Here is a 24,304-nt window from a genome sequence, read left to right as displayed (position 1 = left end):
GTCAGGCAGTCAATCGCAAACGGAATAAGTAACGAATATAGGGGCATTTCTCGCCACTTTAAAGGCGTGCCCCTTCGGTTCGGATTTACCAGGTGAACGTGACAAGCTCGCGAGCGTGATTTACAGGCTGCAAAGCGTGAGCTGGAACGGGACGTCGACATCGACCGCACGCGGACGCAGATCGCCGTCCTGCACCGTGAAGCGCACCCACAGCATGTACTTGTTCGCACTGGCTTCGGGGATCACGCGCAATTCCGGTGCCACCCGTACTTGCATCAATTGATACGACCGGCCGGACAGCATTTGCTGATAGCTGCCCTGCATGGCCATGACCTTCGATGCCTGGCCGGATTCGCGCGCGAGCCGCAGGACGATGATGGCCGCATCGCGCAGCGGCAGCAGCGGCGTCACCCATTTGGCGATGTCCTGACGGCGCTGATCGGGATGAATCTGCTGCCAGGCATAGTAGGACGGCAAATCGAACTTGCAGGTGCCGCCTGGAATGATCGCGCGGCTGCGGATGCTGGCGAGCCACTCGTTGTCTGCAAGATGCTGGCCGGTCTTGCCCTGCATCTGCGAAAGGCCCGCGAGAGTTTGCTCGATCTCGCCGAGTACGGCCTCGAGCGCATTCTGTTCGATTCCCGGATTGCCGCGAAACGGCGCCAGCGTTTGCCGTTGACGCTCGAGTTCTTTCATCAGATCCGACTTCAGATCCGCGCGGCCCGCAACCTCTGAGATTTCGAACAACGTTGTCAGTGCGACGTGATGTTCCCTGGCGTCTTCCTGAGTCAGAAAGAACGTGAAGCGCTCGAACAGATCTTCGAGGCGCAATAGCGTCCGGATTCGCTCGTTGAAGGGATACTCGTAAAGGATCAAGCGGGCTCGCCTCGGGCGTGGTCGGTGACGGGAATGCAGAACATTCTAATGCCGTGAGACTACCCTAGCAATCACGCACTTTTTCAGCACGCATTCGCAACTTTTTTCACGTGTTTCGGGCGGTTTTCAACGCACTTTTGGCATGCGCATCGCCGCGAAGTTCAACCGGGATTTCCCGAAGTGTCACGTCGGCGTCATGCGCCGGCGAGCGCCAGATACACGCGATGCTGCGCGTCGACTTGGGCTTTTAGCGCGTCGAGCGGCGCGTTGTCGTTGTCGATCACGTCGTCGGCCGCGGCAAGGCGCGCTTCGCGCGTGGCCTGACGGGCGATGATCGCCAGCACCTGTTCGCGGCTGAAATTGTTGCGGCTCATCACGCGCGAGATCTGCGTTTCAACGCTGCAGTCCACCGTCAGTACGCGATTCACACGGGTCTTCCACTTGCCGGATTCAACTAGCAGCGGCACCACCACGATTACGTAAGGCCCCTGAGCCTCGCGTTGCTCGCGTTCGGTTTCCGCGCGAATCAAGGGATGCGTGATGCCTTCGAGGCGTTTGCGCGCGCTGTCCTCGCTGAATACGAGCGAGCGCATGCGCGCGCGGTCGAGTGAGCCGTCAGGGGCGACGAACGCCTCGCCGAACTCCGCAGCGATCTGCGGCATGGCGATGCCGTGCGGCGCGGTGATGCGGTGCGCGATCAGGTCGGTGTCGACGAGCGGCACGCCGTGCGCCGCAAACAGGTCGGCGACAGTCGATTTGCCGCTGCCGATGCCGCCGGTCAATCCCACAGCAAACATGCTTCAGCCTCCCAGAGCCAGATAAAGCGGTGTGCCGAGAAACAGCGTCAATGCACCGCCTGCCGCGAGAAACGGCCCGAAGGGCAGCGGCTCTTCGAAGCGCATTCGGCCACGCCATGTTGCCAGCAGGCCGACGACCGCGCCGGCCACCGCCGCGATCAGCACGATCTGCGGCAGCGCCGCCCAGCCGAGCCACGCGCCGAGCGCCGCCAGCAGTTTGAAATCACCATAACCCATGCCTTCGACGCCGCGTACGAGGAGAAATACCCAATGCACGACCCACAGCACCAGATAGCCGAAGATCGCGCCGAGCACCGCGTCGTGCAGGTTCGTGAACATGCCGTTGAAGTTGACGATGATGCCCGCCCACAGCAGCGGCAGCGTCATCGAGTCAGGCAACAGATGCGTGTCGATGTCGATCGCGCTCATGGCGAGCAGCGCGGCGCATAGGCCGAAGGCGGCGAGCGCCGTGAGAGTCGGGCCGAACAAGGCGAGCGAACCGGCCGCGAACGCCGCGCTGGCGATTTCGAGCAGCGGATAGCGCAGGCTCACAGGCGCCTTGCATGCGGAGCAGCGGCCGCGCAGTAGCACGTAGCTCAGCACCGGGAGATTTTCCCATGCGCTCAACGTATGGCCGCAGTGAGGACACGCGCTGCGCGGCACCCACAGGTTGTAGCGCGCTGGCAGGCCGTCTTCTTCCAGCGGTTCGTCGGTGGTCTCGCTCACCTCCGCGCGCCATGCGCGCTCGAGCATGATCGGCAGCCGATGCACGACCACGTTCAGGAAGCTGCCGATCACGAGGCCGAACACAATGGCGAACGTCATCTGCAGGGCGGCGGGCAAGCTGCCGAACGCCTGGCCGAGACCGGTCGCGAAATGGCCGGGCAGCAAGCCCGACAGCAGGCTGGAAGAAGTGTCTGGCACGAATGGAAGAGTAGCCCGCATAGATTAAGGATGGATTCGGCTGCGATCCTACACCACGTTGCCGAGTTGAATAATGGGAAGATACATCGCGATCACGAGGCCGCCGACCAGTGCGCCAAGCACGATGATGACGAGCGGCTCGCACAGGCTCGACAGCGTGCCGATCTTTTCGTCTACCTGACGATCAGCGAGCGATGCCACGTCGATCAGCATGGTGTCGAGTGCTCCGGACTCCTCGGCAACCGCGATCGGCTGCACGACCTCGGGCGGAAAGCAGTGTGCCGCGCGCATCGCGGCGGCGAGCCGCTCGCCCCGCCGCAGCCGCGCGGCGATTTCCGCGGTGGCGCGGTCGAAGAAGGCGTTACCGGTGGCGTGAGTCAGCGAATCGAACGCGTCAGCGAGCGGCGTGCCGGCTGATAACAAGGTGCCGAGCGCACGACTCCAGCGTGCCGCACACAACGTGCGCAGCAGCGGACCGGCGACCGGTATTGTCAGCGATATGCGCGCAAAGCGGATACGCGCGGCTTCGGAACGTCGCAGTAGAAACGTCGCTGCCGAACCCGCTGCGAAGATCATGGCGAATGTCGGTATGCTCCATCGCGCCACACCGGACGACAACGCCAGCACGAATTGAGTCGGTGCGGGCAGCCTGGCGCCGAAGCCGTCGAAGATCTGTTTGAAGGTCGGCACGACCCACACGAGCAATGCCGCGGTGATCGCCATCGCCAGCACGAGGATCGCGACGGGATAGGTCAGTGCCGCGCGCACTTTGGCGCGCTGCGCGGCGGCGCGTTCGCGGTCATCGGCGATGCGGGCGAGGACGGCCGAGAGTGCGCCGGCCGCCTCGCCGACTTCGACAAGCTGGCAGTAAAGTGCGTTGAATTGCGCGGGATGCCGCTGCAATGCCGCGGAAAAACGCAGGCCGCCGGTGATGTCGCGCGCGAGAGCGCCAACGATCCGCGGCATACCCTGGCGGCGTGAAGCCTGCGCTTGCGCGAGCAGGTCCAGCGCGGGCGCGAGCGGCAGGCCGGCTCGCAGCAGGCTGGCGAGTTGCCGGGTGAATAACGTGATGTCCGCGGCGCGTGCGGTCGGACGCGGTGCCGGTCCGTGCGCTGTGAGTTCGATGATGAACAGATTGTCGCGCTTGAGCTGTGAGCGTGCGATGGCCGCATCCGGTGCGATGAGCGCGCCGTTTTTTCGCACACCGTCGGCATCGACGCCGCGCCATTTGAAACGCATGTCGGAGGCCAGAGGTCGTTGGGTCGTGGCCGTGTTCATGCGACCTCGGTGGCGGCGAGTGCTTCGGCGAGACTGGTGGTGCCGTCGCGCACGCGACTCAAAGCCGCGTCGCGCAAGGTGCCCACCTGCTCCGTTTGCGCGAGCCGCGCGAGTTCATGCGTGCCGGCGCTCGCGACGATCAACTCGCGCATCGCGTCGGACACGGGCATTACCTGGTGAACGCCGACGCGGCCCCGGTAACCGATGCCATGACACGCTGCGCATCCGGCCGCGGCGTAAGGCTGCCAGCCGTCGAGCTGATGCTCGCTGAATCCCGCCGCTCGAAGCGCCGCGACCGACTGCGGCGCCGGCACGCGGCACGCGACGCACAGCCGCCGCACCAGCCGTTGTGCGGTCACCATCCGCAACGCGGCCGCCAGGTTATACGGCTCGACGCCAATATCGATCAGGCGCGCGACGGCTGCCGGCGCGTCGTTCGTATGCAGGGTCGACAGGACGAGGTGGCCGGTTTGCGCGGCTTTCACGGCGACGTCGGCGGTTTCTTCGTCACGGATTTCGCCGACCATGATCACGTCGGGGTCCTGACGAAGAAATGCGCGCAACGCGACCGCGAAGGTGAGTCCGGCTTTCTCGCGCACGCTGACCTGATTGATGCCCGCCAACTGGATCTCCGCGGGGTCTTCCACCGAACAGAGATTGCGCGCCTCGCCGTTGAGGAGATTCAGGAAACAGTACAGCGATAGCGTCTTGCCGCTCCCGGTGGGGCCGGTGACGAGCACGAGGCCGTGCGGCGCGCGAATCGCGGCATCCACGGTTTCGCGTTGATGCGGATCGAGGCCGAGCGAGTCGAGTGAGAGATCGGCGGGCAGCGCGTCGAGTCTGCGCAGCACGAGCTTTTCGCCGAATAACGTAGGCAGCGAGTTGACGCGGTAGTCCTCGACTCGGCCGGGCGAACTGGAAATGCGCAGCCGACCGTCTTGCGGCACGCGACGCTCGGCGATATCCATGCGAGCGAGCACCTTCACGCGAGTGATGAATGCGTCCCGCAGATGCGCGGGCGGCTGTGGGATTTCGTGCAGTACGCCGTCGATTCGCAAGCGCACACGCCAGCCGTGTTCCGCCGGCTCGATGTGAAGGTCCGACGCGTTGCGGCGGGTCGCTTCCTGCAATGTATCGGTCAGCAGACGCACGGCGGGAGCGTTGTCGGGATCGGTGAGACTTGCTGCGGTGACGTCGCGGGCGAATGCCTTCGGCTTCGCTTTGACTGCGCTTTCGTGGGCGTTTGCGATGGGACGCGGCGACGCTGCCGCGGGTTGAAAAGAAGCTTGCATGAGGGACCGGTGATGAGCCGCCTGTAGAACACGACGGCTTCATCTTCCGGTACGGCGGCGGGCGCCGCTATTCAGCCATTCGGCTAATGGCGCGCGCTGCGCCTGTGTGCGATGCTGCTGCGTGTCGTGCCTGACTGTGGTGTTCGGCCGCGTCGCGCAGTTGCGTCGACTAGCCTAGCCGCGCAATACCTTGCTGGCTTTCGCGCGCGTCGGCGGTCGGAACAGCTTGACGGTGCGAATTGCCTGGTCGTCGCTGCGCATCACTTCGAGTTTGACTTCGCCGATCTGCACGCACACGTCGCCGTCGGGAATGTCTTCGAGAATTTCGAGGATCAGGCCGTTAAGCGTTTTCGGCCCATCGGTGGGGAGCGTGAGATGCAGCCAGCGGTTCAGTTCGCGCAGCGGCATGCTGCCGGCCACGATGCATTCGCCGTTTTCGTTCCAGCCGCCGCGCGAATTGGCGCCACGCGGAATCGACGTGGTGAATTCGCCGATCAGTTCCTCGATGATGTCTTCCGGCGTGACGAGCCCCTGCAACTCGCCGTATTCGTTGACGACCAGCGCCGTGCGGTGACGGCTCTCCTGGAAGAATTGCAGTTGCTGGAACACGGGCGTGCCGCTCGGCACGAAATACGGCTCGGCCAGCAACTCGCGCAGCGTCTCGCGTTCGAGTTCCTGGTTGTGCAGCGCGGCCAGCGTCTTGCGTACGTGGAGCACGCCGAGCACCCGGTCGATGTCGCCTTGATAGACGATCAGCTTGTTGTGATAGCAGGTTTCGAGTTGATGCAGGATCTGTTCGAACGGCGCGTCGAAGTCGAGCGCCTCGATGCGGCGGCGCGGGATCATCACGTCGTCGACGGAAATGTTTTCGAGGTCGAACAGGTTCAGCAGAATGCTGCGGTGTTTGGTCGGCATGAAGCTGCCGGACTCGAGCACGATGGTGCGCAGTTCTTCGGTCGAGAGGCGCTGATCGTGCGCGCCTTTCGTATTGATGTGCAGCACGCGCAAGATGCCGTTCGCGAACAGATTGACGAACCAGACGAGCGGTTTGGCGACGCGCATCATGGGCGCGATCAGCAGGCTGGCGGGCAGCGCGATCTTTTCCGGGAACGTCGCGCCGACGATCTTCGGCGTGATTTCCGCGAATACGATGATCAGAAACGCGACGATACCGGTCGCGATTGACAGCACCAGGTTGTTACGTCCGAACGTGTGCAGCGCGATCGAGGTGGTGAGCACCGGAATGATCGTGTTGAACAGGTTGTTGCCGATCAGCACGACGCTCAGCAGTTGATCGGTATGCGCCAGCAGACCCTGCGTGGTCTTCGCGCCGAGCGCGTTCTGGTTGGCAAGATGTTTCAGGCGATGGCGGTTGATCGCCATCATCGCCGTTTCGGAAATCGAAAAAAAGCTCGAGCAGACAAGCAGCAGAAAGACGGCGCCAATCTGCGCCCATAAGGGAAGTTGTTCCACGCGTCGTGAAGGATAGGGGAAAGGATGAAGAGAATATAGCAGAGGGGCTTGCGCGCGCCGTTCGGCCTGGCGGCAAAAGACAGGCTGAGTGGGAGCAGCGGCGCAGGGCGCGTATGGGGAACTACATTCGTCGAACACGCCGTACGTGACCCAAAAACAAAAAACCGCCGAGCAAGCTGGGCGGTTTTTCGAGCCTTGCACTAACAAGGCAAATTTGGTCGGGGTGAGAGGATTCGAACCTCCGGCCTCTACGTCCCGAACGCCGTCCAGCGCTACACGTGGTCGCAGGAGCTTACATCATGAGTGTTTTTAAATCAATGGGTTAGCGAATATTTCGCGCAACTGCGCGCAACGATGCGCAGGGTCATCTACGGTTTCAGTGGCGCAGAATTGGCGCAGAAATTGTCGCGTCCGGGCCTGAACCGGGCGTTGAGCGACGCAGGTAGTGTTGATGTGAGGCCATGTGTGGCCGGGGGCGATCGGGGGCCGCCTGCCGGTCGTGCGGAGAGGGGATAAAACCGGTCGCCATACGGTAGATTACGTTTATCGCGAGCCACCATGTTGACGACCCCGTTCTCTCCCATCACGAAGGAGCAAGCTGCGCAGATTCTCGCGGTTTCCGTCCGCACCATTGACTACTATGTGCGCGATGGCCGCATGCCCGCCCCAATCCACCTTGGCCGGCGGGCCTACTGGCACCCGGACTTGTTCTTCGCCTGGTTGGATCAGGCACTCAGGGAACCCGTAGACAACATGACCGAATGCGGACAGACTGGCCCCATATCAGTTTCCCCGTCTGTGGGCGGGATCGCTGCGTCGGAAACTTTGCAACCTGCCGCAAAAAGGCGCCCCCTCGTACGGCAGGGCAAGGACAAAAAAGTGTCCGCCAATCGGTCATCTCCGGCGACAGCAGTGCGAGCGCGGGACGCGGCACTGCTGGCCCGACTCTCGGATGGCGCCGGTGGCGAATGAAGCGGTGGTCGGCTTATCAGCGTTTGAATAATGCGGACGGATGGGCCTTAGAGTTGCCTCACCTTCAAGCTGAGGAACGGGCGCGCCCATTCAATCTAGGTAGTCGCTTGCGGGATGGTCCGCTGGCAATTGTCCGCCAATCGATAGCTACTGCGGTTTGTAGTGTTTTGCGGGCTACGGCCAACGCAAGCCAATGCGTACGGTCGATGGTGCGGTGCAAATGGCTAGCAGGGTGGCGGGTTCCGCCCGTTCGGGAAATGGCGGCTCCCGGATAGCTGCCATCGTCGGTGGAGGGTGTTGGCGACCTGCCGCCAAACCGCCCCCGACGCTTGTCGATCCAGTCCCCAAGAGGCTGTATCGGGTGCCGTCCGGCAAAAGGGCGGCAGCGTAGCATCGGTGCCCGAAGGGTAAAATCGCAGTCCATCCTTTCGTACCCGCATACAAGGCGATCCGTGGAATACCGCGTCAGTTACGAACACAGCCTCAAATCCGCACCTGACGAGTACATTGTTCACGTTCCATCGCAGATGGTGGTTGACGTGCCTGCGTCGATCCCGCGTGCTCTGCTGCCGGAGTACTTCGCGAACCTGATTCGGGAGCGGTCGCCGAACGTCGGGCGTATCCGGCATCTTCGTATCCTGTAGAAACGGTCGACCGCCGGAATCTGGTCTCCTAGCTGTATTCGCCAATGAACGCATGATAGTCGTGGAATTCCATGCGATGCAGCGACGACCGCATCTCCTGTTGGTGGGCATCGTGAAGTGCCGTAGCGATGCGCGTGACTAGGCCGGTGACCAGTGCGTTGCCCATCAGGAACGCTCGTTTTGAGTCCGAGACCTTGGGATGCTGGGTGAATCCACGAGGAAATCCATTTAGCTCTTCGAGTTCTTCAGGAACCAATCGACGCAGTCGTCCATCCGGGGTACGGATAGCATGTCGGGTCCGGGACGCTGACATTCCGCCTTCCGACGTAATGATAGTGCGCGCTGGTTTGCTGAGCGGGTCAGGAAAGGCCATCGCTCCTTCCGTGTAGTTGTATCTGAATCCGTCTTTCAGTCGGGGAAGGCACTTCGCGCCCTTGGCCACTTGCCAGGCTTGTTCGGCGTCGCTGCCGATATAGAACCTGTCGTGTACATCTGTCGTCCGGTTGACGATATCTCCAAGCGTCAGGGCGTGGGCCGTGCCGGTGAAGGGCCTGTAGTCGCCGCATATGCAGGCATCCACAGGAGCGCTGTAGACACGGCCGTCGAACATGAAGCCCGCATTTGCGAATGGTGATTTGCCATTCGGTAACGGCCGAAACGTTGACTGCGCCATGAACGGATCTATCGGTATATTGAAGCACTCTCTTTCTGCTTCTGCACGGTCTCGAGGTGTTGCAGGAAAAGCTTGTCCCAGAATGCTTCCTGAGACCCAGCCATCGGGAACCATATACTGATTCACGACATTGCCGCTATAAAGCCCCGTCCTTTCGTGATACGCAACGATGAATGCGCGCTTTCGTTTCTGAGGAAATCCATAGTCGGCGGCGTTGATCACGCGCCACTCAACGGCGTATCCCAACCGATTTAACGTAGACAGTACGATAGCGAAGTCTCTGCCTTTAGCCGATGCTGGAGACGACAGCAAGCGGTCTACGTTTTCGAGGACAACGTATTTAACCGGCGCGCGGTCCGTAATGCGCTGCTGCAAGAGCTCCACTATCGACCACCACAAGACGCCTTTCTTTCCCTCGATGCCTTTTGATTGCGATATTGGCTTGGCGACCGAGTAGTCCTGGCAAGGAAAGCCGGCTACAACCACATCAGGTACAGCGTCGCGTATCGCCTGTTGACCGGCAGGTGTGGCCAACACCTCGTTGATGTCCTGGTTCAGATGTACGCCGTGCGGCCAGTGTGCCTGGTAGATAAGACTGGCGTGCTGAATCTTCTTTGACGGTTCGAACTGGTTACTGAGGGTGACGCGGAAAGGCTGTCCGGCGACGGATTCGAGGCCGAGACGGAATCCGCCTACGCCCGCGAAAAGTTCGATGACGTTGAGGGTGCTGTTTTGTTGCTCCATTTTGTTTCCATTGGTGGTTGCAGGAAACAAGTGGAGAAACGCGTTTTATCCGGTTTTGAGGATTTTCTTGAGATTTAATTATTTAGATTAGAGATGTCGTCGCCGTGCTTTGGATTAATGGAGATGCGATACGTCCATGAGGTTCAGGTCAGGTGTCCGTGAGGTATTCGTGATTGCGGCACGGGGCCGCCGGGAGGAGTGCCGATGCGTGGTTATCTGGGTTGATGTTATTTTTAAATTCGGATAAACATTTAAACGTATAAAAAAGAAGTTGAGATATTCAATTTATACGTTGATTTATACGATATTCAGCATTAATCTTCTTTTTGTCCCCAGTATGGGGTTAATCAAAAAGGAGATTTTTTAATATGGAAAACGGCGCAAATATTTATCAACCGGCTCAGGACTCTTCTATCCGGTTGGGTCTTATCGCCTCCGCGAGCGAATATAGCGGGACCAGCCCGCGACTCAAGGGACCCGTCCTTGAACAGATGGTCGAATTCGACCCAAGCCAATATGCGAATGCCCGTCGCGCGGTGTTCGATGCGTTCGTCATTGGCGGTCCGCAGATGCCGATGCTTCTGTTTGCGCTCTGCATTGAGGATGCGTTGCTGAACTGGCTGGCGGACCCAACGGAGCCCGAGGTGTGGCAGGCGATTGACACCTGGAACCGCCAGGGGGCCGTGCCGGTGGCGCTGAGTCGCGAGGACACACACACGTTCGTCATTCCGCTTCTGGAAAAGCTCGGTGGTCCCGTCAACCAGCTCCGGCGCCTGAACAATCAGCCCGCGACAGATATGTTCGTGACGCAGGCGATTGAGGTCTGCAAGCAGGGAATGCTCGACGGTTACGACCATCCATACGCACCGCCGGCGGCTCACAGGAATTCATGCGTGCTCCATACGCGCAGGGTTGACCGCGCGCTGAAGCAACTGGGCTACGAGATTGCATACCCTTCGAGCAAGTCGGGGATAACTTTCTTCCATGCACGCAAAACGGAAGTGTCTGCCTCATACGGTGATGCGGAGCGCGCGATCCGCACCTTGCACTGACCTCGGTCGGAAGCTTGCGCGCGTGGGTCGTCCGTCGTTGACGGTTGCGCGCGTGCGAATCGGATTCTGTTATTGCGGTGCCTATACGTAATGCGCCATTCCGGCGCGTCTACATAGGACACGAACAATGATTGAGAAACCGACAAGATGTGGTGATGCGCTGCTGACACCCGCGCGCGTGATGCGGCCGAAGGACGTTACGGAAGCTATGGCTGGGCGGCAGCGGAAGGGTGCGGGGCTGGAAGGATGGTTTTTGTGCGGAGACGTTTCCGCGCCCATGTTTGCCGCCATGCTCAAAGAGTCAGCTGCGCGGGACCTTAACGTGGCTGCTTTTACGGGCGATAAGGCCGGCAACTACGTGGTGTTCACCCAGCAGCTGGGCATGTTCCAGCACCGGTTTCTGCTTCCGCTGTTCGAACCACCGGTTCCTGAGTTCCTCGCCTCTTTGCGCATGGCGCCCATGCAGGTGGCGATGGGCGACGCGGGAGAGGAGACGGCGGCCGTTTCTGCCGCACACCTCCCGTGGGAGATGATTGCACCGGTCGAGAAGCTGGTTCAGTCCGTCTCCGACGTTGACCGCGAGGAGGTCATCCTGGGTGTGTCGGGCATTATCACCAAAGTGTGCGCTATTGCCACGGTGCCGGCGCTGCTCGGGCAACCACCCGTCAGGGACCTGAGCGTGTCGGTAATGCTGCCGACACATATGCTCGAGCGCGTTGAGACGAGTTTCCGTGACGAAGGGACGCTCCACTAACTCCAGGGCAGTTGCACCTGCGCTTGCGGCACGGGGCGCGCAGTGCGTCCAGCAACGTTGATTAAGATGGTCCGCCTGCGCGGACCATCTTCATTTTCTAGCGTGTGTGATGGAGGCAATCGGTGAGCCAGCGTCCCGCCACCTTGGCGATGGGCACAGGCAATGCGTTACCGAGTTGGCGCATTCCCTGCGACCACGAACCTTCCACGACGAAATTGTCCGGTAGGCCTTGTAGTCGCGCAGCGTCCCGCACGGTGAATTGCCAGCAAGCGCCATTGTCATCAACGAACATGTTCTCGCCGCCGGGAACGCCGTGGACGCCAGCTTTGAGGGCCTTCGATGGCAAATCCAGTTGGCTGCCCGTATGACCCGGATACTGACGCGCGGTCCGGCGACCTGCGGAATCCTCAAGGTGGTCAGTCAGTGCCGCCGTCCCGTTGCCAGCCAAGGCGTCGCGGCAGGTGCGCCAGGCCGCTTCGCCAGGGTAAGTCTTTCCCGTGAGGAGCCGCTTGAGGATAGACCTCTCCTCTTTGGGTACCAGCGAGGCATCAGGTCGCAGTAAGCCATGCCGTTTCCAGTACTCGCCGGAAACCCACCTGTCCCACACCAGTCGTTCGTGACTGTGCGTTGCGGCCGGAAATTCCAGTAGGCTGCCGCAATCTTGCCGTACGCCGGCGATGAGTACGCGCCGGAGGTTCTGGGAGACGCCGTAGTCTGCCGCGTTCAGCGGCACGACGGTGACGGCGTACCGCGCATCCTCTCCGTCGCTACACGGTCGCTCCAAGCGTGTGACCAGGCCGTTAAGGTAATGGCCGAACGCGGGGCGCAGCAGGCCCGGTGTGCTCTCGAAAAGAAACGCTCGCGGCAGCGCCTCCGACACGGCGCGAACAGCCTCCGGCCACAGGTCCCGCTCGTCATGCTGACCGGCGCCCAGGCCACCACCGGAAAACGACTGGGAGGGAGGGCCGCCCGCGATGAGGTCGATGCCGGCGTACGCGTGCCAGTCGACGTGACGCACATCGACCTGCGTAATTAACAGACGGTCCGATTTGCCGAACGCGGTCCGGTTTGCGGATAGCGTCCGGCATGCGTATGTGTCGATGTCGACCATCACCGGGTGAATGATGCCTGCCTGTTGCAGGCCCAGGGCCATCGAGCCGCATCCGGCAAAGAGCTCAACGCATTCGAGTGAACGGGTGGACGCTCCGGCATCGTCGTCGATGTTGGACAGCGACGATTGAAGGGCGTTGGCGGTGTATTGCGAGTGGGTCATTTTCACGGACTCCAGAGTGGGTGAGTCTCGTGTAGGCCCCTGTTTTATCCGGCCAGCGGATTTTTTCGTTAGCCGGTCTGTGGCGGAAAGATGACCAGATCAGGTTCCTGACCGATTAGCAATGCGAAGCTGGTTATGGAATAGGCTGCCATAGGCGGCTCACGGTTTTATCGGCGCCGTTGGGGCGCTCGCCGTCTCAAGCCACCGGCTTTGCCGGTGGCATTCGACCGGGGGCTGGCGCCGGTTACGCCGATGGTCGCCGACGTCAGATTTATGAACACACTTTCGACGGCGGCAACTGCGCGAACGGTTCACGTAGCGAAACGTCCAGCATGTTTTCGGAGCACGACTCCTCGATACCATGGAACGGGGCCGGTGCCCGGATATCCAGTTGCGCCAGCGTGAACGCACTCGCCGTGTGGCCCAGGTCAACGAACCTCAGGTTGAGAATGGGGACGACTTTTCCTGCTTCCCGCAGCGTCAGGCCACTCACTTCTTCCCGGAGTTGGTGGAGCTGGTCCAGCCGGGCCATCTCGGACTCGTACCAGTTCGGGTCCGGCGGGATGGTATCCAGTTGCCTTTTCAGTTCAAGGAGTGGGACGGGATATTTCACGAGGAGGTCGCGCTCCGCCTGCAGATACAGGATGGGAAGTGTCTCGCGCAGCTTGTACACGAATTGTATTAACCGTCCCCAGTCAAGCAGTACTGTGCCGTTTTCCAGTGAAAGAAAATCGCGCTGGCTGGTTCCACGACTGGAGGTCCGGAACAGGCGAGTCTCCCTGAACCAGTCCCGTACGTCGAACTGCTGTCCGAAGGGGCGCAGATCGTGTCCCGAGCCATCCACTACCAGCACATACCGTCCAGACGATGCGAGACGCAGATGTGTGGGCAGGGCATCGCGGTCAACGATAACGCCAACATCGCGATGGTGGTCAAACAGTCGCCGGACTGAGTCGAGAAGCGGTGACGAGTCATCCCGCCCAATTTGGCGGCCGGGAGCCTGGATTGATGTCATATCTGGGCCCGGGAGAGCATTGCCTGGCGAGATTCGACGTGTCACCAGAACTGTAACCTGCCTTTCCTCGGACTCGAGGGGCGGCACCGTATCAGCCTCGCGTTCCAGTACCATCTCCGCAAACGTGGGATGGTTGGGGGACTGGGCGCACATGCAGCAAACCGACAGGTCCTCCTCAAGCGATTCCGGATACGGAACTATCTCGAGAATCGATGCATCGTCGAACATATAGACTACCTGCAGACGCCCCCGGCTACTTGCATCGAAGTGATCGTAACCGTGGCATGGAAGCGCAATCGCGCCGTCCCTTAGTAGCAGACAGGCCATCCGTTCATAGGGCGGCGGCGGGTTGACCACTGCGGCCTGGGGTTCCGCAGCACCAGGCGGGAAATCCACGGAGCGCAAGCCGGGCAAGATGATGACCACGCATCGCTCGCCATCAGACGGTGAGTTCCGCAGCAGCGCGGCGGCCTCGACGTTGTACGAGCTGTACCTGGCAACCACGGGCGTCCATTCCCGAAAACACGCCACCAGGTCGGCGTCGAGGTCGTCGTCGGCCAGGATCCTGGTTGCGACTGATGGGTGCAATTCATTTATCTGCATAAGGTGTCTCCCTGTTCGGCATTCGAAATCCGGCGGTGCGTTCGGGTAACCTGCACGGCGGCCCTAGCCTGCGTGGGTTCGGTTATCGAGCGATGTAACGGGGCGGCGGGCGTGCCGGAAGGGTTTTTAGATTCGTTCATTTGGTCTCCAGGTTGTGCCGCGAATGCGCGGCGTACCACCAACCTGTAGCCCTTCGTTTTAGCCGTGTGGAATACTGCGAGGGGCCATGGCAGAACGGCACGCCTGATGTCGGATGGCGCCCCTCTGGCTCGATCCCCTTAGGCCCGATAAACCGTGTAGCTGTATCTGTTATTCCAACCCAAGGAGCAGCAGATGCAAATAGCTAACCCGCTTGCCGGCGTACCACTTTCCTGCGCGAGACGCGAACATGTACCAGCGCGCGTGCCGCGTGCGCCTGTCCGTGCGAGCGACTCCAGCATGGCGAGCGGAGGTGGCCGATGAGGGGCTACCGCAACGCAGGACGCAGGAAGATTTACGCAATCGTCGAGGCCGATGCGACACAGCCGGTGCGTTACCTGCTGGCCGAGCCAGGTCCGGACGGCTCGCCCTGGACGCTGGACCCGTCGAAGGCCAGAAAATTCTCGGGGTTCGAGGGATTCGACTTTCTGGGTCGCGCACTTGAACGCGGCCTCGAACTCGCGATGCTGCCGCTCGACGATGTTGTCGCTGGTGGGGAGGGGCAATGAGCGACCTTCTCCTTGACGCGCTGGTCGCCGAACGTGACCGCGACAGTGGAAAGCCGGCAGCACCAGTACCGCAGCTCTGGCAGCTACCGTACCCGCTTGTGCCATACCATCCAGAAAACGCGTCAGTTATTCCAAACGAACTTGTGCGCTGTGCGCTGTTTCGCGTCGCCGATCCGGTGTCGCCACGCCGGTGGTTTTCCCGGCACCGGCTACCAGTTCAGGCTGCGCGGAACGGGTATATCGAATACTCGGGTGAAGAGTTGCGCCAGGACGACCGGAGGGTGTTCATGCATGCCCTCTACTTGGAAGGAGATATACCAGGTACCGCGACCTTCAGGCCACGGCGATTCTGTAAGGATATCGGGTGGGGCACATCCAACGCGGCCTATGAAAAACTCATCGATACGCTCACACGGCTCAAGGCGACATGTCTACTCATGTTCGTTCCGCGCATTGCACGCCAAGGGGCGGCTGTATCCCTGATTGCTCGTGTGGAGTTCGTGCGGGGCTCGAAGGAAATCCGGGTGCATTTTGACCGGGAGATTGCGGAACTGTTCAGTGACCAGCATTACACCCGCATACTGAGCATGTACGAGGACCAACTGACCCGACGTTCATATCTCGCGTCCTGGCTGCTGGGGTTTTACGCGTCGCATCGCGAACCCATTGCATTCCCGTTAGACAGATTGCAGAGCCTGTGCGGCGACGTGACAGCACGCAAGGAGTTCCGACGCAAAGCTACCCTTGCGCTGCAACAGCTCGTCGACGTGAAGTTCCTGGAGTCATTCTCGATTGAAGACGGAACGGTCAGTTGTCGCCGCGCAATCGCCCCACCCGAACCGCGCAATTGCCCCACCGGAATCGCGTAATTGTCCCACCCGAATCGCGCGATCAGCCCACCGGTAAGACGAACGGAAGCCCGCCTGACGGACGTTCGGACGCGAAAAGTTATACGTAACCTATGACCTTTTAACCATTAACCAGGCGGAGACTTCCCCAGAGGAAAAGTTTTTCTGAAGTTCCGCCCTTTCGTTGGCCAAGGCTGCGCCTTAAGTGGCCATCAGGGAGGACGGCTGACTGTCTGCCCCGGGTGGGGCAATTGCGCGAAGACCATGTGCGCGGTCCACGATCTCGCGCGACGGACGCGGGATGTGTAACCGTCAGTCCTCTCCGGGATCGGCCATCTGTAGGCTCTGTAAAAAGAAAAGGCGCGAGCATCGCTCGCGCCGTGAATCACAGAGTGTCCTCGAAATCGCCAGGCTTCAGAAACTGCGAAGTGTCCTTGACAAAAACCACGCTTACGCAGCTCGCGGGCTTGTCGTCGAACACGAAAAACTTCGTGTCCTGCAATAACCTGGAGCAGGCCGACGCCTTTTCGTTCCAGGCATCCTCAGTGGAGAACATGACAGCTCCGGCAGACGTTTCCAGTAGCCGGCTGCATGCGTCGGGTTCGATAGCGAGCAGGGTCGAGTGTACCCAGTTGTCATCCCGCGTATGTAATCCCACCAGCAATTCGCCACTCGCGGTCGCTTCCTGAAGGTATTGCCTTACGTGCGGTTCCGACAGGTTCAACACCACTCTGGTCTGGCAGGTTTCAATCTGCAGGGTGACAGCCAGAAGAAACATTCCACCGCCGGAACGCAGCGTACTCAGTCTTGACTGTCCTAATGCGTGGGTGGCCTCGAATGCGCGCTGCATTTCCTCAGGAACCTCGACTAGGAGCGCGCTTCTTTCAGACGGTTCTTCCCCGCATATACGCTCGATTGAGGACCAGTGAGCCGAAGGAATGATGTAGCCCGGGTGCAGTCCATGCTCCCTGAGCAGGGCCGAGTTCATTGAACCTCCAGTACTGTGGGAGCGATTCCCGTTGCCGAGGGCTGCTGGGCGGCTCGTTGGTGTGGCTTGACTTCGTTGTCGAAAACTAGCGCGGCTTCCATCGTGTCGCGGAGCCGGCGGGTAAGCGAAATGCCTGGTGTCAGGTCAAGACCTGTTGCCTCGCGATAACACTCGATAACGAAGATTTTCATCTCACGACTGGCGGAGAGGATATCGCCCGGCACTGAGGCGCCGAAAGCCCCGTCATCCCGGATGAACTGCATCACCTGGTCAAGCCGGCTCTCGAGAGAACTGGACGGCATGACGAAATCCTCCGCCCGGACCTGCTCTGCCAAGATTTTGACGATGACGGGCAGGACCCCGAGGTACCGGGCAGCGGCATCGACAAACTTCTGCGATACGTTGGTCGCGCATCGTGTGTCGTTTCTCAACTGCGAGAGATAGCCTGGTGTACATCCAAGTTCATTTGCCAGTGCAGCCAGTGAATGGTCCCGATAGTTCGCTTGCTGGAACAACGCCGCAAGCAGTCTTGAACCAGGCCTTTGCAACTGCTCGGTGTCGAGTGCCAGTTTTTTCCGGCGCGCACTGCGCCCGGTACGCCCTTCTTCGTGTGTCATTTCCATTCTTGTTGTCCTCGAACGTTTCGGCCGGGTCCGGCCGTGAGCGGGTCGCTCACTACGTATAGCAACTGTTCGGATCAGTCCCGCTCACGCATTCGCTATACGTTTTGCTGAGGCATAGCGAGGACACTTATATGGCAATACCAGGACCAGTTTCAGAACTACTCGACCTGTTGGTCGAACTCGCCGCAGCAACCTACCAGCAAAAGGGAGACGTATGCGGCGAGCAGGAATCTATGCAAGATATTCGGACGATGAAAGCCGGTCGACGTCAATCGACGACCAGGTTAGAAGGGCGCGACAAACAGCGGCGCAGTTAGGATTGACCGTCAGCGACGAGCACGTTTTTGTCGATGCGGCGGTGACCGGACAACAGAAAGGCTTGGCGAAGCGCGTTGCTTACGCGCGATTTATCAGTGCGTGGGAGGCCGGGGAGTTCGAGGCCATCGTGGTCGATGAGATATCACGGCTCGCACGCTCGACGCTAGAGTTTGCTCATCTCGAGCAGCGTATCGAACGGACTCGGGTGCGTGTCGTCAGTTGCGACGGCACCGACAGTTCGATACCTGGGTGGCAGTTGCAGTTTGGAATCTCGGGGCTGATCGCGGCCCATTTTGTGCGTGAGACCAGCCACCGAGTCAAGCGCGGCATGCAGGGGCAATTGATACGCGGATTCATGATTGCGAAAGCGGCATACGGATATCGGGCAGTCAGGCACGGGGAGCGCGAAAACGAAGGAGGAACAGTCTGGGAAATTGACGAGCCGGCGGCAGACCGGGTGAGGCAGATGTTCGCCATGCGGTACAAGGGTAGCTCGCTCAATGCCATCGCAGAACACCTGAACCGTGAAAGCGTTGCCTGCCCCCGTCCGTCGAAAGATGGCGGCGCGGGGTACTGGCGGCCGGCGACGGTAAAGCAGATTCTTGCCAACACCATTTATCGCGGCGTTTTCGTATATGGAGGCAGCAGCTTTACGAAGGCAAAGGCAAAAAAGGAGAAGCAGGACGTTAAGGAGATTGAGTATGCCCGTCCGGAGTTGCGGCTCGTGGACGACCACGTCTGGTACGTCTGCAACGAGAGCTCGTCTTCACAGCCATTTCGGGGCGGTGGGCGACGGCCTTTCACCGGACTGGTGACCTGCGGCGTCTGTCTGGGGAGGATGAGCATCGCGGGGGGAGGTTCTGCGCCGCAACTTTACTGCGCAGCATGTGCACAGAGACGTCGGGTTGCTGTTGAAAGTGCTCCGGAGCGGGTGGACTATGTTTCGGTGAGGGCACTCGAACATGCGCTGAAACATCTTCTGCGATGCATGTTTGACGATGAGCGGATCAGGGAATTCCGCAATCGTCTGAAAGCACGACTGGATGGAGGTCACGAGGCTCGCATTACTGAGTTGAAACTGGAGGTGGCACGCGCTGACAGGCAGCTTGAGAGTCTGGCGCAGCGCATGCGAAGACTGGAGGCGGACGGAGATGATTTCCTTGAGCGGGCGTATCGCGAGCAGCGGGACGAGAAGAAGAGGTTGGCAGAGGAACTGGAAGGACTCCGGGTCTATGCTGCCTCACTTGATGTCGGAAATCTGGAGCGCCAGTTGGTTGTGGACCCGCTCGACATCATTCCTGCGTTATTTGGACCAGACCCGGTGATTGAACAGGTGAGGGCGATTCTCTCCAGGGTATTCCCAAAAATTGTTCTTAGTGACCGTCCCCAGAAGTTCGTGTCGGTATGGACCGTTACGACCTGCGAAGGGGCAGTCGTCGCGAACCTCTCCGGGACGACGCCGGTAGTTGAGGACGAAGTCAAGTATGTCGTCCGGGTCGAGACCGGTCCGACGCGGCCAGCACCCTGGCGGGTGTTCGTGGAGGGTCGCAGAGGAGAGGAAAACGATTGATTGTGCGGGGCTTTTCACGCCCCGCTTCTTTTCGGCAAGTCTACTTTTGTCGGCGACGCGCTACCGACGGATGGCCCTGACGCCACCCGATATCCTCATCAGGGGGCATGGGCATCAGTTTGGGCTCGGTCTTCCTGCTAACACCGCGTCTTCAACGGTTCCTTCATTCCCGCGTTTTGTGGGGCTTCGTAAAAGGGGAGAAAACAGTTCGACATGCAGCGCCATCGTGTCTAATTGCGTTGATGGCGCGGGTTATCGCAGCAATCGCCCGGTGGCAATGCCACCGGAAACAGACCGGGGGTAGGCGTCGTCGTTCGGGTTGTTCTACTGCGGGGCCCTGCGCGACGGAAGGGACGGGCGAGACCAGCATACACACGCGGACTACCTGCGCTACACGGTTGGCTTCCGGTCACGTTATGCCGCCGTGCTTGAAAAGCCGCAGACGGAGCTGTCGAAGACGCGGCGTATTGCGGTTTCATTTCGCGGTGACCGTTTGCGCATCAAGCCGCCAAAAGTTCTGGCTGTGTTGCCGCTGATGCAAGTACTGCAATCTTCGCCCTCGCCGGACAACCATGCAGTGGGAATGCCGTTTCTCGTAATCCTCGATGAGAGCTGGTTCCGTGAGTATGGGATAGGCGAGCGGCTGGAGGCGAGTATTGCGCACGTCAAGCTTGAGATTCCAGAAGGGGAGGTGCTCTGACCAACGGACAGCGCAGACCGTGCAAACACACCGTGAGTAGCGAGTCCTGACGAATCGACCTCCCCAAGTTTTGCACGCTCTCAATATTGTTGCACTTGTCGTGTGTTTTCGGAGGGGCGGCCAGCGCCGGATTGACGTCGTCGCTGTGTAGGTAGTTCGAAGTCGTCGACACGTCCGCATGCCGCAGCAAGGGGCGGGCCGCGTCCGGCCAGTTACCGCGGCAGCGCTATCCGTGCAATCTTGCCGCCTTTTCCCGTCATCTGCAGCCAGTGCGCGCCGGGCAGCCGTTCGTCTCGATGCGCCCGCCGTCGCATCGATCAGTTCGCCCGGGCGCGTTGCTCCTCAAGGTCGTTCACTCCAGGCAGAGATGGTCAGTGTGTAGCCAGAGAGCTCACCTGTGCACTTGATGAACTTTCCGACAAGGTTATCAAGTTCTGGATCGAATAGTGGATTACAACCCTCCCTTCTGAGTACGTATGAGCCCTTGTCGGTTTCGAGTTGAATCGCGTCACGTTCGCTTTTGGAGCCGCTCGCCAGGCGCCGCTTGATCACTTTTCCTGCAAATTGCTGCATCGTTCATCGACTCCGAATCTTCCAGATGGAGACTAGTTCTCCACTGACCTCTTTGCCTATAAACGCCGTAATATCTACGACGCCTGCTTCTCGCGGCCCTGGCACGGGCCTCGCAAATAGTATGTGATACCCGGCGGACGCGGATTTCGTGCGTGCTGTCGTGCGCACGGCTTTTGATGCGCTTTGATGCCGTATCACGAACGACAAAGATTTGGCTGGCGCATGTCCGTCTGCGCGGGCACTGGCCTCGAGTTGCTGGACGATCGCCTTTGGTGTTTTTTTCACAGATCGTAGTGGTACTGGCTCGCTCGCTGATATCTCATGGCCGCTCCTGTATAACACCGCGCGACGGTCCTTTCTTTCGGATCGTTCGGCCAATGCGTGGGTATCTTTCGTGATGCTTGAGTACGCTTTAGGTGTTGCTACGGGGGTAAGCGAAGGATCACCGAGGAGATTAAACTGCGCGAGCGTCTTTAGATCTGACGGGTCAACAGGTGAGGAGCTGCGCACGAAATTTTGCCGTGCCTCCAGCGCCGCGCGTCCTAGCGACGCTCCACGCATGACGCTTTGCAGGAAATATTGACAGATCAGGTCTGCTTGGCCATTCCCTGTCTCCGGGCCATAGGCGATTGTTGTGCTGCCAAAGAAGCCGTACGCTTTGTTCTCGAGGTAGACGTTGCAGATGCCGGTCTGCTTTTGAGTGGCAGATGGCGGATACAACTCTGCACCGTAGCAGCACTCGGCGGCAGCGATCGTCCCTTCCTTTATATGCCCATTGATAAATGCCGCGTCGAGAGCAGGTGGAAAGACCTGCTTACCGCTTTTAGGTTGACCATAGAACTGGGAACTTCCTGGCGCACCATGGCAATTGAAGAAGTGTATCGGCTTGTTCATCCGAGTAACCGGCCATCTGTAATTTTTCGGAGGAACGCTTTGAAGATTGCGCGACGCGCCGAAGGTATTCGTAATGGATTGCGCGGTAGACCGGCTCCATATTTCTGCTGTTACGCAGAAACTGTCCTGAAGCGTCTGTGCGGATACCTGTTTGTATCCGGCCGCCACCATAAGAAGGCTTGCCAGATAACGGGGATCTCTTCCCGCCGTGATGTCTGGAATCCTTCCGATCACGCGCGACGGACCGACGAAGTTCTTGATATCCTGGCTATGTGGTGACTCACAGGCGTACGGTAGGTCCCCATACGCGAATTGATCGGGATCTTCACCATCAGGATCATGTATTGGGTTCTTGACGTCCTGATGAGGCACCACATCAACTGATCCCAGCAGTACGATATAGTCCGGTTTCATGGCCCGATAGACTTCATCGATTGCCTGCTTGTTCTGGACGGGATCGCTTGCCTTCTTCACCCGGGTTGCGGATAGCGCCGCCATTGCACGGCGATCGTCGAGAGGCACGAGAACGGTCGCCAGTCCTCTTTTCCTGTCGGCCAATATCAATCCGTCGATCGCCTTTTTCAAGGTATCGAGTCCTTTTGCGCCGTATTTTTTCCTGAGCGCTCCAAGATTGGTGACGATGACTTTATCTACGGTGGCAACCATGTCTCCTCCCGCGTGGGGGCGGATTGTTGGCAACGCGGAAATCCCATTGTCGCGTGCCGGGAACGACCGCGCTGTGCAGTCATCCAACAATCGCCTGTCAACGTAATTCTTCTCCAGTTCGTACCGGATGAGGCGGTGGCTCAGCGCAGCGTTGTGGTTTTCGCCGCGCAATCGAACTGCAACTGGCTTTCTGCCTCGCCACGGCCCGCGAGCTTGCTGCGGCCAATCCACATCCAGATTCGGCCATCGCTTGAACGCGCGTACTGGAACTTGCGCTTGAGGCTTGCACCGATGCTCAGTACTTCCTCCTCCTCGATGATCAGCTGATCGTCAGCTGCCATCGGCTCCGTGGGATTGCGGCGCAGCAGCCAGCCGCGCGGCCAGAACACGTAGGCTCGTAACGTCGGGTCAATGTTCAGACTCTCGATGAACTCGGGCTGTGCATCGAGGATATCGAGAAACGCCGTGTACGCGGCATCGTCGATGTCGGGCGCTGCGACGGTGTGTCCCGGATAGAAGCGCTTCATTCCCGCGCGCGCAAGACGAATCTCTAATGGATCGGCGATATCAAGCGCGGGATTGCGCACCGGCAGCAACGGCGTCCAGTTGGACGGTACCGGCGTAGCAAGTCGATAGACCAGCTGTGGGCTGTCGGGCGAGGCGTCGAAATGGATCTTTTGCTGGAAGGCGAGCGACTTTGCTTCGAGATCGCGATCCAGCGGCTCGCCGGACACACCCTGAACCGTTTTCTCGATCGCCCACGCCAGATTGGCCATTTCGTCTCGCGCGAGCAGGGTGTGTTCGAGCACAGCGCCTTCCTGCACGCCATCGAGGCTGTCAGGCAGAAAGAGCGTGTGTCCAAGCTGCTCGCGCAGCGATGCGTCAGGCGTGAGTTCAAAGAGCGTCCAGGGCACTCCGCCGAGTGGAGCGAATGGACGGGACTCAGCCAGGACGCCGAAGGTATCGGTGATCTGGAAAAGCGTGACGTGGTACAACCCCCCGACGGGGAGTCGCAATGGGGCAATGAACCAGTCGTTGCCGAAGGTAAGCGCCAACTCGGTGACTGCCATGCGCAGCAGATCGGTGACGCCGGCTTCCGCGCGGGCGAAATTCACCTGCCCATCCTCGAACTCCCAGTAACGCTCGGCTGGCATGCCGGCGTAGCGCACGGGTGACGGATGACGCTGCGCGACCGCAAACTCGCAGCGAGTGGCGGCATGCCCTTCTTGGGATAGCGGCATGCCCACAAATTCCTCCCAGTCCACATGGCCATCGGTGTATTCGTCTGCCCGGAGTTCAACCTCACCATCGGATAGCGCGAAAGCGTATTCCATGCGATTTGACTGCCATGCAGGATTCTCCGGGTTGCCCTCGTAGACTGCACCGTCAAGCCAGGTAAGCCACCGCTCAAGCAAGGCCAGGGCCGCGTCCTTTTCAGTTGCCGTGACCTTGAGGCCTGCAGGCAGACCCGAGAGTCCGTCGTCAGTCAATAACGGAAGCAGGTCTGCGCGAAGCCTACTTGCGTCCACGGTGCGTCCTGTCATCACTGTCGACCAGAGGAGGCCCGCACGGTCGGACCCGGGGTCTGCAGGCGAGGCGATCGTGGTCGCGTAGGCTGCAAGCAGCGCGGCACGGATCGACGTACTTGATGCCATGCGCAAAAGCTGAAGTCCCGCCTCGCCCGCAAGACGTGCGTGACGACCCCATACCGGCTCTGCTTCGACCCGAGTCTCGACGGGAACTCTGTCCAGCTGCTGCCACGGCTGCCGTATGTCGCGGCCGGCGTGGAAGCGGTCGATCTTGCTACCGTCGACGGAGAACGCGAGTTTGACCGGTGACCCCGCGTCTTCACCCTGAAACTCGTTGAATTGCCACTGGCGAGCAAGTAGCCACAGAGGATCGGCCAACGGTGCCTGCAGACCCTTTCTCATGCCCACCGTGGTGGGCTGGGTTTCAAGGCGCGTATAGCCCAGATAGATGGGGCGTTTCTTTACGAGGTCGACTTGCGTACTCGATGCAAGAACTCTGGAAAATTCAATCTTCATGA

Annotated in this window: 22 protein-coding genes; 8 read left to right on the top strand and 14 right to left on the bottom strand. The window is 60.0% G+C overall.

Translation table 11 applies throughout. From position 1 onward, the window contains the following. Positions 1 to 120: 120 nt before the first annotated feature. The 6 genes from zapD to ACQKRQ_RS38485 form a co-directional block, all read right to left on the bottom strand. A complete protein-coding gene (zapD, locus tag ACQKRQ_RS38510) occupies positions 121 to 876 on the bottom strand; it encodes a cell division protein ZapD (RefSeq protein WP_106285174.1) in 756 nt (251 codons plus the stop codon). A 194-nt stretch (positions 877 to 1,070) separates the two neighbouring features. Further along, a complete protein-coding gene (gene coaE, locus ACQKRQ_RS38505; RefSeq protein WP_427482933.1) occupies positions 1,071 to 1,673 on the bottom strand; it encodes a dephospho-CoA kinase in 603 nt (200 codons plus the stop codon). 3 nt (positions 1,674 to 1,676) lie between these two features. Further along, positions 1,677 to 2,618 carry a prepilin peptidase gene (locus ACQKRQ_RS38500; protein ID WP_427482931.1) on the bottom strand — a complete coding sequence of 314 codons (942 nt, stop codon included), beginning with the start codon at positions 2,616 to 2,618 and terminating at the stop codon, positions 1,677 to 1,679. A 27-nt stretch (positions 2,619 to 2,645) separates the two neighbouring features. Further along, positions 2,646 to 3,875: a type II secretion system F family protein gene (locus ACQKRQ_RS38495; protein ID WP_427482929.1), complete on the bottom strand. Its 1,230-nt coding sequence runs from the start codon at positions 3,873 to 3,875 to the stop codon at positions 2,646 to 2,648. Then, positions 3,872 to 5,167: a GspE/PulE family protein gene (locus ACQKRQ_RS38490; RefSeq protein ID WP_427482928.1), complete on the bottom strand. Its 1,296-nt coding sequence runs from the start codon at positions 5,165 to 5,167 to the stop codon at positions 3,872 to 3,874. The genes ACQKRQ_RS38495 and ACQKRQ_RS38490 overlap by 4 nt, the downstream gene beginning before the upstream one ends. A 174-nt stretch (positions 5,168 to 5,341) precedes the next feature. After that, complete coding sequence (locus tag ACQKRQ_RS38485) at positions 5,342 to 6,640, bottom strand: HlyC/CorC family transporter (RefSeq protein WP_408180860.1); 1,299 nt, start codon at positions 6,638 to 6,640, stop codon at positions 5,342 to 5,344. A 558-nt stretch (positions 6,641 to 7,198) separates the two neighbouring features. On the opposite strand from ACQKRQ_RS38485, the gene ACQKRQ_RS38480 reads away from it, so the two are divergent. Further along, the gene (locus tag ACQKRQ_RS38480) at positions 7,199 to 7,612 is read left to right on the top strand and encodes a helix-turn-helix transcriptional regulator (RefSeq protein WP_427482926.1); all 414 of its coding nucleotides are present in this window, start codon (positions 7,199 to 7,201) and stop codon (positions 7,610 to 7,612) included. Positions 7,613 to 8,064: 452 nt separating this feature from the next. Then, positions 8,065 to 8,256 carry a hypothetical protein gene (locus tag ACQKRQ_RS38475; protein ID WP_427482924.1) on the top strand — a complete coding sequence of 64 codons (192 nt, stop codon included), beginning with the start codon at positions 8,065 to 8,067 and terminating at the stop codon, positions 8,254 to 8,256. Positions 8,257 to 8,284: 28 nt separating this feature from the next. On the opposite strand, the gene dcm is transcribed toward ACQKRQ_RS38475, so the two are convergent. Next, positions 8,285 to 9,673 (bottom strand): DNA (cytosine-5-)-methyltransferase, encoded by a 1,389-nt coding sequence (dcm, locus tag ACQKRQ_RS38470; RefSeq protein ID WP_427482923.1) that lies wholly within the window; start codon positions 9,671 to 9,673, stop codon positions 8,285 to 8,287. 368 nt (positions 9,674 to 10,041) lie between these two features. On the opposite strand from dcm, the gene ACQKRQ_RS38465 reads away from it, so the two are divergent. Continuing rightward, positions 10,042 to 10,725 carry a hypothetical protein gene (locus ACQKRQ_RS38465; protein ID WP_427482921.1) on the top strand — a complete coding sequence of 228 codons (684 nt, stop codon included), beginning with the start codon at positions 10,042 to 10,044 and terminating at the stop codon, positions 10,723 to 10,725. A gap of 127 nt (positions 10,726 to 10,852) precedes the next feature. After that, positions 10,853 to 11,479, top strand: a complete 627-nt coding sequence (locus ACQKRQ_RS38460; RefSeq protein ID WP_427482920.1) for a hypothetical protein — start codon at positions 10,853 to 10,855, stop codon at positions 11,477 to 11,479. A gap of 97 nt (positions 11,480 to 11,576) precedes the next feature. Here ACQKRQ_RS38460 and ACQKRQ_RS38455 read toward each other — a convergent pair whose 3' ends face one another. Beyond that, entirely contained in the window at positions 11,577 to 12,752 is a 1,176-nt protein-coding gene (locus ACQKRQ_RS38455) for a DNA cytosine methyltransferase (RefSeq protein ID WP_427482918.1), read from the bottom strand. 271 nt (positions 12,753 to 13,023) lie between these two features. Beyond that, on the bottom strand, positions 13,024 to 14,370 hold the full coding sequence (locus ACQKRQ_RS38450) for a hypothetical protein (protein ID WP_427482917.1): 1,347 nt from the start codon (positions 14,368 to 14,370) through the stop codon (positions 13,024 to 13,026). A 458-nt stretch (positions 14,371 to 14,828) separates the two neighbouring features. Here ACQKRQ_RS38450 and ACQKRQ_RS38445 point away from each other — a divergent pair, with 458 nt between their 5' ends. Further along, positions 14,829 to 15,077: a hypothetical protein gene (locus ACQKRQ_RS38445; RefSeq protein WP_427482915.1), complete on the top strand. Its 249-nt coding sequence runs from the start codon at positions 14,829 to 14,831 to the stop codon at positions 15,075 to 15,077. Next, entirely contained in the window at positions 15,074 to 15,946 is an 873-nt protein-coding gene (trfA, locus tag ACQKRQ_RS38440) for a plasmid replication initiator TrfA (protein ID WP_427482914.1), read from the top strand. Before ACQKRQ_RS38445 ends, trfA begins: the two co-directional genes overlap by 4 nt. 364 nt (positions 15,947 to 16,310) lie before the next feature. Here trfA and ACQKRQ_RS38435 read toward each other — a convergent pair whose 3' ends face one another. Together ACQKRQ_RS38435 and ACQKRQ_RS38430 are read right to left on the bottom strand one after the other, a co-directional pair. Then, complete coding sequence (locus ACQKRQ_RS38435) at positions 16,311 to 16,913, bottom strand: hypothetical protein (RefSeq protein WP_427482912.1); 603 nt, start codon at positions 16,911 to 16,913, stop codon at positions 16,311 to 16,313. Continuing rightward, the gene (locus ACQKRQ_RS38430; protein WP_427482911.1) at positions 16,910 to 17,536 is read right to left on the bottom strand and encodes a helix-turn-helix domain-containing protein; all 627 of its coding nucleotides are present in this window, start codon (positions 17,534 to 17,536) and stop codon (positions 16,910 to 16,912) included. The genes ACQKRQ_RS38435 and ACQKRQ_RS38430 overlap by 4 nt, the downstream gene beginning before the upstream one ends. Positions 17,537 to 17,750: 214 nt before the next feature. On the opposite strand from ACQKRQ_RS38430, the gene ACQKRQ_RS38425 reads away from it, so the two are divergent. Then, positions 17,751 to 19,424, top strand: a complete 1,674-nt coding sequence (locus tag ACQKRQ_RS38425) for a recombinase family protein (RefSeq protein WP_427482910.1) — start codon at positions 17,751 to 17,753, stop codon at positions 19,422 to 19,424. A gap of 424 nt (positions 19,425 to 19,848) precedes the next feature. Continuing rightward, on the top strand, positions 19,849 to 20,124 hold the full coding sequence (locus tag ACQKRQ_RS38420; RefSeq protein ID WP_427482908.1) for a hypothetical protein: 276 nt from the start codon (positions 19,849 to 19,851) through the stop codon (positions 20,122 to 20,124). A gap of 342 nt (positions 20,125 to 20,466) precedes the next feature. Here the strand turns inward: ACQKRQ_RS38420 and ACQKRQ_RS38415 are convergent, their stop codons facing one another. The 3 genes from ACQKRQ_RS38415 to ACQKRQ_RS38405 all read right to left on the bottom strand — a co-directional run bounded on the left by ACQKRQ_RS38415 (position 20,467) and on the right by ACQKRQ_RS38405 (position 24,302). Next, positions 20,467 to 20,697 carry a hypothetical protein gene (locus tag ACQKRQ_RS38415; RefSeq protein WP_427482906.1) on the bottom strand — a complete coding sequence of 77 codons (231 nt, stop codon included), beginning with the start codon at positions 20,695 to 20,697 and terminating at the stop codon, positions 20,467 to 20,469. A gap of 3 nt (positions 20,698 to 20,700) precedes the next feature. Further along, the gene (locus ACQKRQ_RS38410) at positions 20,701 to 22,257 is read right to left on the bottom strand and encodes a hypothetical protein (protein ID WP_427482904.1); all 1,557 of its coding nucleotides are present in this window, start codon (positions 22,255 to 22,257) and stop codon (positions 20,701 to 20,703) included. A 140-nt stretch (positions 22,258 to 22,397) separates the two neighbouring features. After that, a complete protein-coding gene (locus ACQKRQ_RS38405) occupies positions 22,398 to 24,302 on the bottom strand; it encodes a hypothetical protein (RefSeq protein WP_427482902.1) in 1,905 nt (634 codons plus the stop codon). Positions 24,303 to 24,304: the final 2 nt, after the last annotated feature.

Origin of the sequence: Paraburkholderia sp. NPDC080076 (genome assembly GCF_050281145.1) — a bacterium.
Lineage (GTDB): Bacteria > Pseudomonadota > Gammaproteobacteria > Burkholderiales > Burkholderiaceae > Paraburkholderia.
This window is presented reverse-complemented; position numbering and strand designations above follow the sequence as displayed.